General features: G+C 39.7%; 10 protein-coding genes and 1 rRNA gene. 4 read left to right on the top strand and 7 right to left on the bottom strand.

What is annotated here, in order from left to right; genetic code table 11:
• Both AAEY68_RS11500 and AAEY68_RS11495 read right to left on the bottom strand, forming a co-directional pair.
• Positions 1-548 (bottom strand): 16S ribosomal RNA (locus AAEY68_RS11500); the annotation flags it as partial.
• A 934-nt stretch (positions 549-1,482) separates the two neighbouring features.
• Positions 1,483-2,340 (bottom strand): tetratricopeptide repeat protein, encoded by an 858-nt coding sequence (locus AAEY68_RS11495; protein ID WP_024589769.1) that lies wholly within the window; start codon positions 2,338-2,340, stop codon positions 1,483-1,485.
• A 111-nt stretch (positions 2,341-2,451) separates the two neighbouring features.
• Here AAEY68_RS11495 and AAEY68_RS11490 point away from each other — a divergent pair, with 111 nt between their 5' ends.
• Positions 2,452-3,762, top strand: coding sequence for a M20 metallopeptidase family protein (locus AAEY68_RS11490; protein ID WP_024589768.1), 1,311 nt, complete (start codon positions 2,452-2,454; stop codon positions 3,760-3,762).
• A gap of 76 nt (positions 3,763-3,838) precedes the next feature.
• Here AAEY68_RS11490 and AAEY68_RS11485 read toward each other — a convergent pair whose 3' ends face one another.
• The 4 genes from AAEY68_RS11485 to pomA all read right to left on the bottom strand — a co-directional run bounded on the left by AAEY68_RS11485 (position 3,839) and on the right by pomA (position 8,180).
• Positions 3,839-5,779: a DNA topoisomerase III gene (locus AAEY68_RS11485; protein ID WP_350585952.1), complete on the bottom strand. Its 1,941-nt coding sequence runs from the start codon at positions 5,777-5,779 to the stop codon at positions 3,839-3,841.
• A gap of 70 nt (positions 5,780-5,849) precedes the next feature.
• Positions 5,850-6,338, bottom strand: a complete 489-nt coding sequence (locus tag AAEY68_RS11480) for a hypothetical protein (RefSeq protein ID WP_024593682.1) — start codon at positions 6,336-6,338, stop codon at positions 5,850-5,852.
• 151 nt (positions 6,339-6,489) lie between these two features.
• Positions 6,490-7,410, bottom strand: a complete 921-nt coding sequence (locus AAEY68_RS11475) for a flagellar motor protein MotB (RefSeq protein WP_007587113.1) — start codon at positions 7,408-7,410, stop codon at positions 6,490-6,492.
• Between the two features lie 2 nt (positions 7,411-7,412).
• Entirely contained in the window at positions 7,413-8,180 is a 768-nt protein-coding gene (pomA, locus tag AAEY68_RS11470) for a flagellar motor protein PomA (RefSeq protein WP_007587114.1), read from the bottom strand.
• A gap of 321 nt (positions 8,181-8,501) precedes the next feature.
• Here pomA and AAEY68_RS11465 point away from each other — a divergent pair, with 321 nt between their 5' ends.
• The 3 genes from AAEY68_RS11465 (at position 8,502) to dxs (ending at position 11,602) form a co-directional block, all read left to right on the top strand.
• Positions 8,502-8,744 carry an exodeoxyribonuclease VII small subunit gene (locus tag AAEY68_RS11465; RefSeq protein WP_002961738.1) on the top strand — a complete coding sequence of 81 codons (243 nt, stop codon included), beginning with the start codon at positions 8,502-8,504 and terminating at the stop codon, positions 8,742-8,744.
• 2 nt (positions 8,745-8,746) lie between these two features.
• Entirely contained in the window at positions 8,747-9,634 is an 888-nt protein-coding gene (ispA, locus tag AAEY68_RS11460; RefSeq protein WP_007587115.1) for a (2E,6E)-farnesyl diphosphate synthase, read from the top strand.
• A 105-nt stretch (positions 9,635-9,739) separates the two neighbouring features.
• Complete coding sequence (gene dxs, locus AAEY68_RS11455; protein WP_197236855.1) at positions 9,740-11,602, top strand: 1-deoxy-D-xylulose-5-phosphate synthase; 1,863 nt, start codon at positions 9,740-9,742, stop codon at positions 11,600-11,602.
• A gap of 73 nt (positions 11,603-11,675) precedes the next feature.
• Here the strand turns inward: dxs and AAEY68_RS11450 are convergent, their stop codons facing one another.
• A complete protein-coding gene (locus AAEY68_RS11450) occupies positions 11,676-14,762 on the bottom strand; it encodes a ligand-binding sensor domain-containing diguanylate cyclase (protein ID WP_007587118.1) in 3,087 nt (1,028 codons plus the stop codon).
• Positions 14,763-14,794: the final 32 nt, after the last annotated feature.

The following is a 14,794-nucleotide window of genomic DNA, read 5'->3' as shown; positions in this document are numbered from 1 at the left end:
TTAACGCTCGCACCCTCCGTATTACCGCGGCTGCTGGCACGGAGTTAGCCGGTGCTTCTTCTGTCAGTAACGTCACACATGATGGGTATTAACCACCACGCTTTCCTCCTGACTGAAAGTGCTTTACAACCCGAAGGCCTTCTTCACACACGCGGCATGGCTGCATCAGGCTTGCGCCCATTGTGCAATATTCCCCACTGCTGCCTCCCGTAGGAGTCTGGGCCGTGTCTCAGTCCCAGTGTGGCTGATCATCCTCTCAAACCAGCTAGGGATCGTCGCCTTGGTGAGCCATTACCTCACCAACTAGCTAATCCCACTTGGGCCAATCTAAAGGCGAGAGCCGAAGCCCCCTTTGGTCCGTAGACATTATGCGGTATTAGCAGTCGTTTCCAACTGTTGTCCCCCACCTCAAGGCATGTTCCCAAGCATTACTCACCCGTCCGCCGCTCGTCAGCAAAGTAGCAAGCTACTCTCTGTTACCGCTCGACTTGCATGTGTTAGGCCTGCCGCCAGCGTTCAATCTGAGCCATGATCAAACTCTTCAATTAAAAAGTTTTATGTCTTTCGACAGCTCAATGAATTCTGAATTTATTTTAATATCTTTCGATATTGAATTGACTGTGCAGAATAATTACCGAAATAACTATTCTGTTGGTCACTCAGTTTTCAATTGAGACTCTAATTTGTTTGCCTCGCTACCTAAGTAGGTTGGCTGTTAGAACTCAATCTGTACGAGTGCCCACACAGATGATTGCTTTATATTGTTAAAGAACGTTTTGAGTCGCTTTAGCGTCTCAAGGGATGCGAATAATACACCCTTTATTTTTCGAGTCAACACTTAGTTTTAAACTTTCTTTTTAGAAGATTTAAAACCGAAGTTTTATTTAACACCCTGAGTTGTTCGTGCCTCGCTATGCGTTGGCGTTTCCCGTCTCAGTGGGGTCGCATTATAGGGAGCGGCGGATTTTACGCAAGCGTTATTTGCATAAAATAGTAATTAAAATTAAGCCCCAAGCAAGCACACATGATAAGCACAAGTTACCCACAAAAACCTGTTGATAACTCTTGTTTTTACATAGCTAAACCATACTAAAGCTTTTAATTAAAACCCTAAAAATACAAAAAGCACCTTATATAGGTGCTTCTCAAAAGTAATAGTTATTAGAATCTAGGGTCTGTTTATCTTTCAAGGTTAAATTTGCAGCAGCCTGTTTGGTATTCAGGCAAGGCAGAGCCTATGTAGTGTGGTTACTCCCCATAAATAGGCGATAACGTAGCATTAATGCCAAACAGGCGCTGCCCAAAGGGTTCTTCCTAGGGGCTATTTACTCTTTGTTACTCGGTTTTTACTTATTCTTACATGGATGTAAGCCAGTAGGGTAACGCAGGAGCAGTTACCGAGCCCACTAGGTTACAAATCTCGCGCCGCGATTAAACACCCCCTAGTTTGAACAAATTTTAATCCGCAAAGAGCAACAGACCCTAGTATAAAATACTATATAACTTGCGACGATACTTTGCTGCGAGCGCATCACCATCGGGTAAAGAGGCAATAATGGCTAAAAAGCTTGGTTTCGCTTCATTGAAATTCAGATCTTTTTGCAGCACTGTAAATAGTATATCCAATGCTTCTTCTTTTCTGCCTGCTTCATTGAGTAAAATACTGAGCTCTTCTTTTAATTCTAGGTCATTTGGGTACTTTTCTACTTGTTGTTGCTTTTCTTTAATCTCTGGTGAGTCTTTTGCTTCAAGCGCAGCTTCGCATTTTGCTTTTATATTATTAAAGTAAGCATCTTGCTCTTGTGCATCTATTGTATTTATAAGCGCTTGGGCTTCATCTACCTTGTGAATTTGAATACATATGTCTGCAAGCACTAATTTGATGCGTGCATTACCACTGTCTATTTCATAAGCTTGCTTTGCATAATTAAATGCAGCATTTAAATCTGACTTTAATAACGCTTGTTTTGCTTGCTCTAACAGTAAGTCTTGTTGCGCAGGTAAATGCTTTGCTAGGGCTTCGCGTATTTGTGCCTCACTTTGAACACCTGCAAGTAAATCTACTGGTGCAGAGTCTTTTAATAATACAAGCGTAGGCAGTGTTTGAAGGCCAACTTGTTGCGCAAGTTGAGAAGCGAGTGCTTGCTCTGCATCGCAATCTAGGTTTGCTACTACTATATAGCTTGCATATTCAGCCGCTACTTTATCTAAAATTGCAGCCTGTCCGATGCAGTCAGGACTTTGAGGAGAGAAAAAGTTAAGCAACACCAATTTTTGCTGTGATGTTTCACCGAGTACTTGTTGAAGGTTTTGCGCATTAATACTAACTATGTTGCTCATTGAATTGATTGCCATATTCATCTATTTAGGTTTTTATATGGTGGTGAACATAATAATTACAAGTCATATACCTAAATCATCCGGTATACATATTCAACAATGAGGGAAAACATGAAATTAACTTATCTAAGTGCAATACTTTTATTAGCAAGCCCATTAGTACAAGCAAATGGACTCGATTTGAATTTAAGCAAAACCATGCCAGCTATAGAAAAGTTTTACCTCGATTTACACCAATCGCCAGAGCTTTCTTATCACGAACAAAAAACGGGTAATAAAATAGCGGATAAATTAACTCAGCTGGGTTTTAAAGTAACAAGTAATGTAGGTGGCTTTGGTGTTGTCGGCATTTACAAAAACGGAAACGGTCCAACCGTGATGATCCGTACTGACACCGATGGCTTACCTATTATAGAGCAGACAGGAAAGTCCTATGCCTCAAAAGTTAAAGTAATAGACGAGCATGGTGCTAAAGTAGGTGTAATGCACGGTTGTGGCCACGATATTCACATGAGCTCTTTTATTGGTACTGCTGAGCAATTAATAGTACACAAAGATCAATGGAAAGGCACTTTGATGATGGTTGCACAGCCTGCCGAAGAAGTTGGTGGGGGTGCTAAAGCCATGTTAGGCGAAGGACTATTTAGTAAATATGAAAAACCTGATCATATAATTGCTTTGCATGTAAGTGCTAGCGTCCCCGCTGGTAAGGTATCAATGAAAAATGAATACACTATGGCAAGTGTAGATTCTGTCGATATTACAATAAAAGGTAAAGGTGGTCATGGTGCTTATCCGCATACAACTATAGACCCTGTGATTATAGCTGCACGCACAGTACTTGCTCTGCAAACAATCACAAGCCGAGAACTTTCACCGCTAGAGCCTTCGGTTATTACGGTTGGGTCTATTCATGGTGGCTCAAAACATAATGTGATTTCGGATGAAGTAAAACTACAACTCACTCTCAGAAGCTATAACCCAAATGTTAGAAGTGCTCAAATAGCAGCAATAAAACGAATCACGGCAGGTATTGCACAAAGTGCTGGCCTAAATGAATCAAACTACCCTGTAGTATATGTACATGAAGATGAATCTATTCCATCTACTTATAATAACCCTGCACAAACAGACATTGTTAGAAACTCTATTGCCAGCGCAATTGGTGATACCAATGTGCTTGAAACACAAGCTGTAATGGCGGGTGAAGACTTTGGCCTATACGGACGCACCGATGAAAACATCCCTATTACCTTATTTTGGCTAGGTGGCGTAAACCAAGCACAATATGCAGATTCGATAAAAACAGGTGAAGTACTCCCTTCCCTACACTCTAGTAAATTTGCACCAGATTATAAAGTTGCTATCCCTACCGGAATAAAAGCAATGAGTAACGCTGCTGTTGCTTTATTTAATAAGTAACCTGAATTCTGGATAATAAATATATCTCAAGCAGAGTTCAGGTTAAGTAATATCGTTTAATAAAATGGCTCTGTAGCTAACTAGCAACAGAGCTTTTTTTATAACTCGACTTTTTAAAGGTCGCTTTTCCACCTCGTTTAGCAAAGCGTTTTTTAGGTGAACTTTTTGGTAACCTTGCAAATGCATTGCTATCGCAGTTTGCTGCTAATTGTACAAACCCATTTAGGTCAGCAAGTAAAGGCTGTAAAAATTGCTGATAACTCATTACTTGCTGCGCGATATCACCTAAGCTCGATTCCCACTTTGCGGTTAAATCAGGACTCGCTAAACCTTGTGGTAATACGCTAATAAGGGCAAGTCCCGTTTCGGTCGCTCTAATTGACTTACCTTCACGTTTTAAAAAACGCCGCTTAAATAGTAACTCGATTATTCCCGCACGTGTTGCCTCCGTACCTAAACCATCAGTGTCTTTTAATACTTTTTTAATTTGTGGATCTTTAACATAACGACTAATGCCGGTCATCGCAGCCAATAATGTAGCATCGGTAAAATAAGCAGGGGGTGATGTATGCTTTTCGACTACTTCGCCTTGCTCACAAAAAAGAGACATACCTTTTGTTAAAGGAGGTAACGTAGCTTCATCTTTTAATTCAGACTTACCCATTAATACCTTAAAGCCTAAGCTTACATCTTGTTTTGCATTTGCTTTAAATAATCCGCCAGCGATTGTTATCTCTGCTTTAGTTTCGTTATATATATAGTCGGGATAAAACTGAATTAGGTAATGGCGGCTTATTAATTGATATACCTTCGCTTCGTCACCGCTCAAACTCGCTGACTTTAACTGCTTAGCCGTAGGCACAATGGCATGATGGGCAGCCACTTTTGAATCGTTAAAACATTTACTACGCTTTTTTACATCAGCCCCGTTTACTAATTCACTGCTTTGCCCACCATTAGCACTTATAGCTTTAAAAATAGCAGATGCATCTTGATGGTGATCTTTAGGTAAATAACGATTATCAGAGCGTGGGTAAGTAATTAGTTTATGACGTTCGTAAAGTATTTGGCAAATATCCAACACCTTTTGAGCTGGCATACCAAATGCTTTAGCCGCATCTATTTGCAGTGCAGATAGGTTATACGGTAATGGAGCACTTTGTTTTTTTTGTTTTTGGTCAAGTGAAGTAAGCTCAGCACTTTGCTTTGTAATGCGTGAAGCAACATTTTGTGCGAGTGCTTTGTTAAGTATTCGCCCTTCTTCATCTTGATGTGGCTCACATGCTTTACTAGGAACCCACTTAGCTATGAATGGCTGGTTATCTGGAGTAAGTAAATGCGCCAGTACATCGTAAAAAGGCTTAGATACAAAGTGTGCTATTTCGTTATCTCTATTAACAACAAGACCTAAAATAGGGGTTTGTACTCGCCCTACCGAAAGCACATTACCAAACCCTGCTTTTTGCCCAGCTAGTGTGTATGCACGTGTTAAATTCATACCAAATAGCCAATCAGCACGAGAGCGCGCTAAAGCAGATACACTTAACGGAATAAAATCTCGATTAGAACGCATAGTACCCAGTGATTTTTTTACCGCCGATAAGTTTAAATCACTAATGAGTAAACGTTGCGTACTCTGCTTTTTAGCCTGACTTATATTAGCTTCTTCAATTACTTGATCGACTAGTAGCTGGCCTTCACGGTCTGGATCGCCAGCGTGAATAAGTTGCGAGGCTTGTTTAATTAATTTTTTTAAAACAGTGAGCTGTTTGCGAGTTTTGGTTTTGGCTTTTAACTTCCACTGTTCAGGTATGATAGGTAAGTGTTCAAACTGCCACTTTTTAAAGCGCTCATCGTAATCATCGGGTTCTGCTTGTTCTAGCAAATGTCCAATACACCACGATACACAATCGCCATTAGCGACTTCTATATAACCATCATATTTTTTATGTGGTTTTGGTAACGCATCAGCAATAGCGCGTCCAAGTGAAGGTTTTTCTGCAATGTAGAGTTTCATAGCCTGCTCACCACTGTTTATATAAACAGTAGTCTAGCACAGCTATTTTAAAGGAGGGAACTTTTTGTAACTATTGGCTAGCTGGGCTTTTTTTGTCTTTTGTTAAAATATAAATAAGCGGAAGATAACAAACAACAACGGTGCCTATATTAATAAATGGCAATAAGGTTTTATAAATGTATGTACTATAAGAAAGATCCCATAAATGGCGGTCGACTAATCTAAATAGCTGTAAAATTGGTGCCATAATAACAACCAATTGACCTAATACGCATTGCCATAAATAAACCTTATCTTTTAAACCCAGATATGCGATGAGTGCCATCCAAGCAATATCATTAAAGGCCCAAACAAGGTATCGATAAACATAAATCCCATTATCAAACTCTTTCAAGTAAGGATGAATAATGGTTCCATATAAAAAAAAAGCGGCTGTAATTAAAGCGAAACGCAGGGCCAAATAATCTTTTCTAAAATAAAAGATGAAAATAGCAGGGCTTAAAATAAACACCCAACTAGTATCTAATATCAATATAGTCTTTAAAAACCATTCAGGCATTAGAGTTAATCAAGTTTTTTTTCATCATCGTCATTACCACCGCCATTTCCTGGCATATAACTAAACTTATCGACCTTTTTCATAAACTATTCCGTTACATTTGTTAAAGAAAGCATACTTTATGATAAATAAGTGTGTTTGCCAATAAAAGTTATCTTACATCTATAGGAGCTGACTCTTTTGCTTTACCTTGTAATATAGATATTTCTACTCGGCGATTCCTGCGGCGATCTTCATCGGTGTCATTCGGTACAAGTGGTCGTGTTTCAGCTCGACCAACCACCATCATTCGAGTTTTATCAAAGCCTTGAACTTTTTGTAGCTCACTTGCAACGGCTACAGCACGCTTTGATGATAGGTCCCAATTATTAATATATAACTCATTTGATACCTGAAAATCATCTGTATGGCCAGATACTGTTATTTCACCGGGTACATCTTTTAACAGCACACCGATATCTTGAATTATAGGTTTAAACTTAGGTTGTAAAAATGCACTACCTGAAGGAAATGAACCATTCTCTCTAATGCGAATAATTATTTGCTGCCCTAAAGACTCAAGCTCAATTGCGCCATCGATTATTTGCTTTTCAAGCTGCTGCGCTATCTTTTTAACAAGCTCGTTAGTTTGCTCCTGATCGGCTGCTGAAGTTGCTTGCTCAGAAGATTCTTCTTGTGAGGTACTACGAGATTCGCCACCGCGTTTATCCCCGCGCTGTTCTTGCCTGCCGCCTGCTGAGCTTTCATCGCCAGCCTGAAACTCTAACATTTGTTGAGTCATTTCGACTGTTTGCTGCTGAATGGTTTCTATTGGGGTTGGCTCTGGTTTGCCTGGGGTAAACTCCATGGCAATAACAGAGGTACCTTTGGGGATGTCTTTTACTTCAATTTTATTCTGCACACCAAAAGCAAACTTCATAGAGCCCGCAATTTGTTTAAACTTAAGTACATCCATTTCTGAAAACGCGAGCAAGAGTACAAAAAAGCACATTAACAGTGACATTAAATCGGCAAACGTTCCCATCCATGCAGGTAAACCTGGTGGTGGGCATTTGCACTCTTGATCAGACATAGTTACTCCTCGGTATCTACTTTGCGTTTAGATTCAGCTAAGTAATTTTTCAAAATACCTTCGATTACTTTTGGATTTTGACCATCTTGTATACCTAAAATAGCATCCAAAATTAAACGCTGATTCATCGCTTCCTCGTCTTTACGCAGTTCAAGTTTTACCTGAATAGGAATTGCCACAACATTGGCTAAAAACGCGCCATATAAAGTTGTTAATAGTGCTACTGCCATTGCAGGACCAATTGCCTTCGGGTCATCCATGTTAGACAGCATTGCAACCAAACCAATTAGAGTACCAATCATGCCCATTGCAGGCCCTATATCAGCTAACGACTTAAATAAACCCGCGCCCAATTCATGGCGAGTCGTAGTTAGAGAAATATCTTTTTGAAGTGTAGCGCGAACTACATCTGCATCATGGCCATCAACGAGCATATCGACGCCTTTGCGCATAAAGGGGTTTGGAATTTCAGCTTCTTCGAGTGCTAAAAAACCGCCTTTACGAGCTGAATCCGCAAGTTCTACTGCTTTTTCGATAAGTATTTCTGGCGTTTCGATTTTAAACATAAACGCTTTGGCAACAACTTTACCTATTCCCAAAAATTGCGACATAGTGAAGTTTGATAAAACAATAAAGAGTGAACCACCAAATACAATAACCACAGACGGGGTATTGTAAAACATAGCCATTTCACCGCTACTACTCATAAACATAGACATGACAATTAAGCCAATTGCGCCTAGGATCCCGATTATGGTTGCTAAATCCACATTTCCTCCAGAAGTTTCATGCTTAATGGCCTTATCATAAACTTTTATTATTAACTGCTTATCGGCAACATATTGAATTGCTTAAGCCATTTTTATAAATAAACATAAAAAGCAGCCTTTAGCACTATCTTAGATCAAGTTATAAGGGCTACCTAATTATCAATTGATTTATTAAACCAACAGACCGCTATTAAGGCTTTATTAATGCACTTGAAATATAATTTAACGTTATAAAGGTAAAAAACCAATATCATCCTTTGACCTAGTTTAGCATTCCCCCTAAAATTGACCCCTAAATTTATTATGTAAGCTGAAATAAAGATGGCGACTAAAAAACCTGAAAACTTAAGTTTCGAACAAGCACTAGAAGAATTATCTACAATCGTTAGTGACATGGAACAAGGTGACTTATCGCTTGAGCAATCGTTAAAGCAATTTGAGCGTGGAATTGCATTAGCAAGTGCTTCATCAGGGAAATTACAGCAAGCAGAACAAAAAGTATCAATTTTGATGGGGAATGGCGAAAAGTCAGTACTTACAAATTTTGATAATGATATGGAATAGCTGTGAGCATAAAAAATCATATTGAACGTGCTCAAAAAGATGTAGTAGCGACCTTACAACAGCATTTTAACCAGCCTCTAGATACTGAGGAAACGGTAAAGAACGCCACCCAGTATGGATTATTTAATGGCGGTAAAAGATTACGTCCATTTTTAGTTTATGCCACAGGTAAAATGCTCGGCGCAAACCATCAAGACTTAAACGTACTTGCTGCTGCAATTGAGTGTATTCATAGCTATTCGTTAGTCCATGATGACTTACCAGCAATGGATGATGACGACTTACGCCGCGGACGCCCTACTTGTCATATAGAGTTTGGCGAGGCAAATGCAATTTTAGCCGGTGATGCTCTTCAAACTCTTGCTTTTGAGCTTATTGCGAATCACAAATTTGAATGCTCATCGCAAACACAAGTAAAAATGATTGCTACACTTGCCCACGCATCAGGCCTTCAGGGTATGGTTGGCGGACAAGGTCTTGACATAGCAGCAACAGATAAAGTAATTACCGTACAAGAGCTTGAGCGAATACATAAGCTAAAAACCGGGGCTCTAATTAATTGCGCAATTACACTTGGTGCACTGTGCAGTGAAAAGGCTGATCAACAAACCTTAGAAAATTTAAGTGTTTTTGGGTATGCTATAGGGCTAGCATTTCAAGTACACGACGACATTTTAGATGTTGAAGGCGATACAGTTATTTTAGGAAAGCCACAAGGCTCCGATATTGCCGCGAATAAAGCGACATATCCGGCGTTATTAGGTATGCTAGGCGCTAAAGAAAAGGCGCAAAATTTAATACAACAAGCCCATGAAGCGTTAGCAAATATAGATGCTGACACAACACTTCTTGCGTCGCTAGCAAATTACCTAATTGAGCGTGACCACTAATTTTTGCTCATACGTATTGCAATTAGCACTGACATTATTACTCAACATTAATTATTCGTAAAAGCTTTGAATTAATTAATGTTAGCGAAGGATATATATAAAACCATGACACTTGATAGTAGCAAGTATCCATTACTTAATTTGGTTGACGAGCCAGCCCAATTGCGTGACTTAGCGCAAGACAAACTCCCTGCATTTAGCAATGAGCTGCGCGATTATTTACTCAACTCAGTATCGCAAAGTAGCGGTCATCTAGCGTCTGGTTTAGGGACGGTTGAACTAACCGTTGCGCTGCATTATGTTTATAACACTCCAGACGATCGCCTAGTTTGGGATGTGGGTCATCAAGCTTATCCGCATAAAATTCTTACTGGTCGTCGCGAGCAAATGCACACCATTCGCCAAAAAGACGGTTTACACCCTTTTCCTTTTCGCGATGAAAGCCAATACGATACGTTTAGCGTAGGCCATTCAAGCACCTCTATTTCAGCTGCCTTAGGTATGTCTATTGCTGCACAAAAAGAAGGTAAAGGTCGAAAGTCTGTAGCCATTATTGGTGACGGAGCTATAACCGCAGGCATGGCATTTGAAGCGATGAATCATTTAGGTGATGTAAAATCAGACATGCTTATTATTTTAAATGATAACGAAATGTCGATTTCTGAAAATGTTGGCGCATTAACAAATCACTTTGCTCGAATTTTATCAGGTAGCTTTTATACTAACATTCGTGAAGGTAGTAAAAAGTTACTCTCAGGAGTGCCTCCGGTAAAGCAACTTGCCAGTAAAATGGAAGAGCACATTAAAGGCATGATGATCCCGGGTACCTTCTTTGAAGAATTAGGCCTAAATTACATTGGTCCCATTGATGGTCACGATGTAAACATGCTTGTAGATACATTACGTAATATGCGTAATTTAAAAGGCCCACAGCTTTTACATATAAAAACGCAAAAAGGTAAGGGCTATAAACCGGCTGAAGCCGATCCTATTGGCTATCATGGTGTACCAAAATTCGATCCGAGCACAACTAGCCTACCTAAATCTAAACCTAGTGCTGCTACTTTTTCAAAAGTATTCGGCGATTGGTTATGTGATATGGCCGAACAAGACAGCAAGTTAATGGCTATCACGCCTGCAATGCGCGAAGGTTCAGGCATGGTACGTTTTTCTAAAGAGTTTCCAGATCAATACTTTGATGTGGCCATTGCTGAGCAGCATGCGGTTACTTTAGCTGCTGGCTTTGCCTGTGAAGGTTTAAAACCTGTTGTTGCTATTTACTCAAGCTTTTTACAACGTGCGTATGACCAATTAATACATGATGTTGCACTGCAAAACTTACCTGTATTATTTGCCATTGACCGCGCTGGTATTGTGGGAGCCGATGGTGAAACTCACCAAGGTGCGTACGATTTAAGCTTTATGCGCTGCATTCCAAATATGGTAATTATGGCACCAAGCGATACCAACGAGTGCCGTCAAATGCTGTACACCGGCTATAAAGCAAATTGCCCAGTTGCTGTTCGTTACCCTCGCGGTAGTGCAGGTACTGCAGACATTGAAAGCACTATGCAACTGCTTGAAATAGGTAAGGCAGATACAATTAAGAAAGGCAGTAAAATTGCCATTTTATCGTTCGGTACATTACTTGAAAATGCACAGCTTGCTGCAGATGAATTAGATGCAACGCTTGTTAATATGCGTTTTATTAAACCACTTGATACCGCACTTTTAAATGAGCTTGCAACTAGCCACGATGTAATTGTTACGCTTGAAGATAATGCGATTGCTGGCGGTGCCGGCTCTGCAGTTAACGAATTCTTAGCAACGCAAAAAGCTGATATTAATATCCTTAACTTAGGTATTCCTGATGAGTTTATTAAACACGGCACCCAAGATGAAATGCACGATGAAATGGGGTTAGGCGAGCAAGGAATATTAACCGCTATTAAAGCGTTTATTAATTAACTTCCTATACATCTAAAGTTGAGCATATTAAAAAAGGAGCCTAGGCTCCTTTTTTAATATCAAATATTGCTGATCAGCGCATCCACACTTTAATATCAGCTAGGCCATTGCTTTGTAAAATACCTAATTGTTGATCAACGTTAGAATTTTGTTCAAACTCAAATGCATCAAGCTGATCATCAAACGTAATATTTGCAACACCATCACCACCGCGCTTTTTAACTTGGTGTAGTGAAATATCTGCTAGGTTAATAGATGTCTCCCAGCTAATTACCTGCCCACCCAAAAGTGGTAATGGATAAAATGACCAACCAATTGATGCCGTGATATTAGTTGTTTTTCCATTTGGTAATTGGAATGAATTAGCCGCTATTACTTTACAAAGATCTGAAGCATAGCTGTCTATTTTATTGCATTTAAAATCACGTAATAATAGTAAAAACTCATCACCACTCCAACGTGCCACATAGTCAGAACCCTGCGTACGCGAATTTAATAATGCAGCCATTTGCTGTAAGCAGCTATCACCTGCAATTGGGCCATAGGCATCATTGATACGGCTGAAGTTATCAAAGTTAATAATTACCAGCACCAGTGACTTGCCTTGTGCCTGCAGTGATTGTGAATTACGTTGAAAATGTTCAATATCTTTAGGGAGTTGATCAAACAAAAAGCGACGACTACGCAGCCCTGTTAGCTCATCTGAGTGACTAACTAATTTAAGCTGTGAATTCACTTGGCCTAATTTATCATTAGCTTGACGAAGCTCTAAGGTACGCTCGGTGATCAAGCCCTCTAATGCTTCTTGTTTTCTACGCTCTTGCGCTCTAAACACCCAAAAAATGAGATAAAAAAGCAAAATAAAGCCACTGGTAATTAAAAGCCTAAAGTAAATAGTTTCGTCAAAGCGCTCAGGCACTACAAAGCCGTATTCTACTTCTTGCGCTTTAGTCCAGTCTTCACCTTGGCGCTTCGCTTCTAACTGAAACAAAAACGAGCCTGGAGGCAAGTTAGTATAAATAGCTTCACGTCGCGTATTAGCATAGCGCCAGTCACTATCTAAGCCACTTAGTTTATATCTAAATTCAATACTGTTTGGTGCATAATAATCAATAGCTGTGTAAGTTAGCGTTATATCACGCTCGTCTGTTTCTAATGATGGTTTTTTACCAAGCGCAGCGGTGGTTAAATGACGAAGTGGTGTTGTTATTGTTTCTATTGTTGGCTTTAATGCAAGCACACCAAATAGCTCTACATTTTTAGGTATTTCAACAACACCTTGTAAGCTTGGGTACCAAATAGAATTACCGGTGTCTGCTACCGCATCATGCCCAAGTCCACTACAACATTGATTCGCTTTACCATCGAGTTGACGGTCAAAAGATGAAATCACTTCTTCAACTTTTAAGCTTTTTATCTCTGTTTTAAATTGCTCTACAGGCATTCTGTAAACACCTTTCATGGTGCTTACCCAAACATGCTTTAACTTTTCATCATATTCTAGGCTAAATATAGACCCATACGGTAAGCCATTAGCTGCATCGAGTTGACGCCACTGCCCTTGCGTACTTCTGTAAAAAAGCCCATCGTTAAGAGAGCCGATTAAAATACCCACGCCATCTATATGTAGCACACTAGTTACGTATGCACTTTCAAGTGTTGTTTGGTCACCAATTTTTTCAATGCCACGGTCTGTAAAGTAATATGCGCCTTTACTAGTACCAATCACACCAAAGTTTGTTTTATCCAATACGTAGGTAATAAACTTACTACCTAAAAAAGCGTTATATGCAAAAGGCGTTAAACCAGCATAATTTAATCGATATAAACCGCGTCCGGTACCAATCCAAAAACCGCCTTTACTAGAGCGACTTATTGCAAATACCGGGTTATCGCGGAGCGCTCGACCAGGGACGGTATAGAGTGTCTTGTTTTCAAAAACAAATAAGCCGCGCCCCGTGGCTATATATAATCGCTCACCATCGAATTGTAGATCGTGTACTGACGCGTATCCATATTTACTACTTGGAACTAAATTAATAAAACTTTTATCTAAATCGAAATAACCAATGCCGCTTTTGTTAGCAACCCACAGTTTTCCATCAGGAGCTTGGCTGATAGCCATAACAGACTCGGTCATATCTGAAACAGCTGAATGCCTTTCTACTCGCCCTTCATGGGCAAGCCATAAGCCTTCACTAAAACTTGCTAACCAAACGTTATTTTTATCATCTCTAAAAATATCAGCAAACCATATGCTTTGATCAAGTTGGCTTGGTTCTACCCATTGCCACTCACCGGTTTTATCTCTAAATAATAAACGTCCATAAGTCGAAACCCATAAGCCACCATCGGTATCACTCATAAACTTATAAACGGCTGAGTTATTTGCATTAGGTAAAGGAAAAGGTCTTAGTTCGTCATCTAAATCTAAAAAGTATGCACCTAGCTCAGAGGCTATATACAAATTACCGTTTAAGAATGATAAATCGTGCACTATGGTTTGCGCTAAGCGCTCTGGTAACGATATTTTAGCGGTAAGCTCTAAACGTAGTTTAGAGAAATCTGATGAGTTTTTAGTAAGGCGTAATAAATGACGATCATTAACCAGCCAAATACCTTCAGGAGAGAGTGCCATTTGGCTAACAGAGCCAACAATTTGGGTAATTACGGTAGCATTAACAATAGGTAGGGGACCATTTACTTGAGTGCGTAAATCAACTTGCCCTCTATCTACATAATATAAACCATTAGCCGCAATCCATATGCTGCCTTTAGAGTCCTCAAGAATATCTCTTACTGGACCTTTAATATTAAACTCTTGTGCTGCAAATGTGGCAGGATTAATAACTACCAAGCCACTTTTAGTACCTACCCATAATAAGCCACTAGAATCGACTAAAAGTTTATTAATACCATTACTAGGCAAGAACGGGCTATTTTGCGTGTTGTAGTTTGTAAATGTTGTGCCATCAAAACGGCTTAAGCCAAACTGAGTACCAAGCCACATATAGCCTTGCTGGTCTTGTACTACGCTTTTAAGTGATTGCGAAGGTAGACCATCTTTTATATTCCATTGCTTAACTACGTAATCACTAATTGAAGCCCAACTTGGTGTCGCGCACAACATCAGTACACAAACCAGTAAAAATCGCATCATATTGCTGCCACCTAGTTAAACAAATCAAATAT

The organism is Pseudoalteromonas sp. RB2-MNA-CIBAN-0110 (assembly GCF_040309305.1).
Lineage (GTDB): Bacteria > Pseudomonadota > Gammaproteobacteria > Enterobacterales > Alteromonadaceae > Pseudoalteromonas > Pseudoalteromonas arctica.
Note: the sequence above shows the minus strand (reverse complement) of the source record. Positions and strands in the feature narration are given on the sequence as shown.

Excerpts from the sequence above, each read along its gene's own strand:
- AAEY68_RS11450 (WP_007587118.1), bottom strand. The coding sequence starts at position 14,762 with ATGATGCGATTTTTACTGGTTTGTGTACTGATGTTGTGCGCGACACCA.
- AAEY68_RS11490 (WP_024589768.1), top strand. The coding sequence starts at position 2,452 with ATGAAATTAACTTATCTAAGTGCAATACTTTTATTAGCAAGCCCATTA.
- AAEY68_RS11475 (WP_007587113.1), bottom strand. The coding sequence starts at position 7,410 with ATGTCTGATCAAGAGTGCAAATGCCCACCACCAGGTTTACCTGCATGG.
- dxs (WP_197236855.1), top strand. The coding sequence starts at position 9,740 with ATGACACTTGATAGTAGCAAGTATCCATTACTTAATTTGGTTGACGAG.
- AAEY68_RS11480 (WP_024593682.1), bottom strand. The coding sequence starts at position 6,338 with ATGCCTGAATGGTTTTTAAAGACTATATTGATATTAGATACTAGTTGG.
- AAEY68_RS11465 (WP_002961738.1), top strand. The coding sequence starts at position 8,502 with ATGGCGACTAAAAAACCTGAAAACTTAAGTTTCGAACAAGCACTAGAA.
- AAEY68_RS11495 (WP_024589769.1), bottom strand. The coding sequence starts at position 2,340 with ATGAGCAACATAGTTAGTATTAATGCGCAAAACCTTCAACAAGTACTC.
- AAEY68_RS11485 (WP_350585952.1), bottom strand. The coding sequence starts at position 5,779 with ATGAAACTCTACATTGCAGAAAAACCTTCACTTGGACGCGCTATTGCT.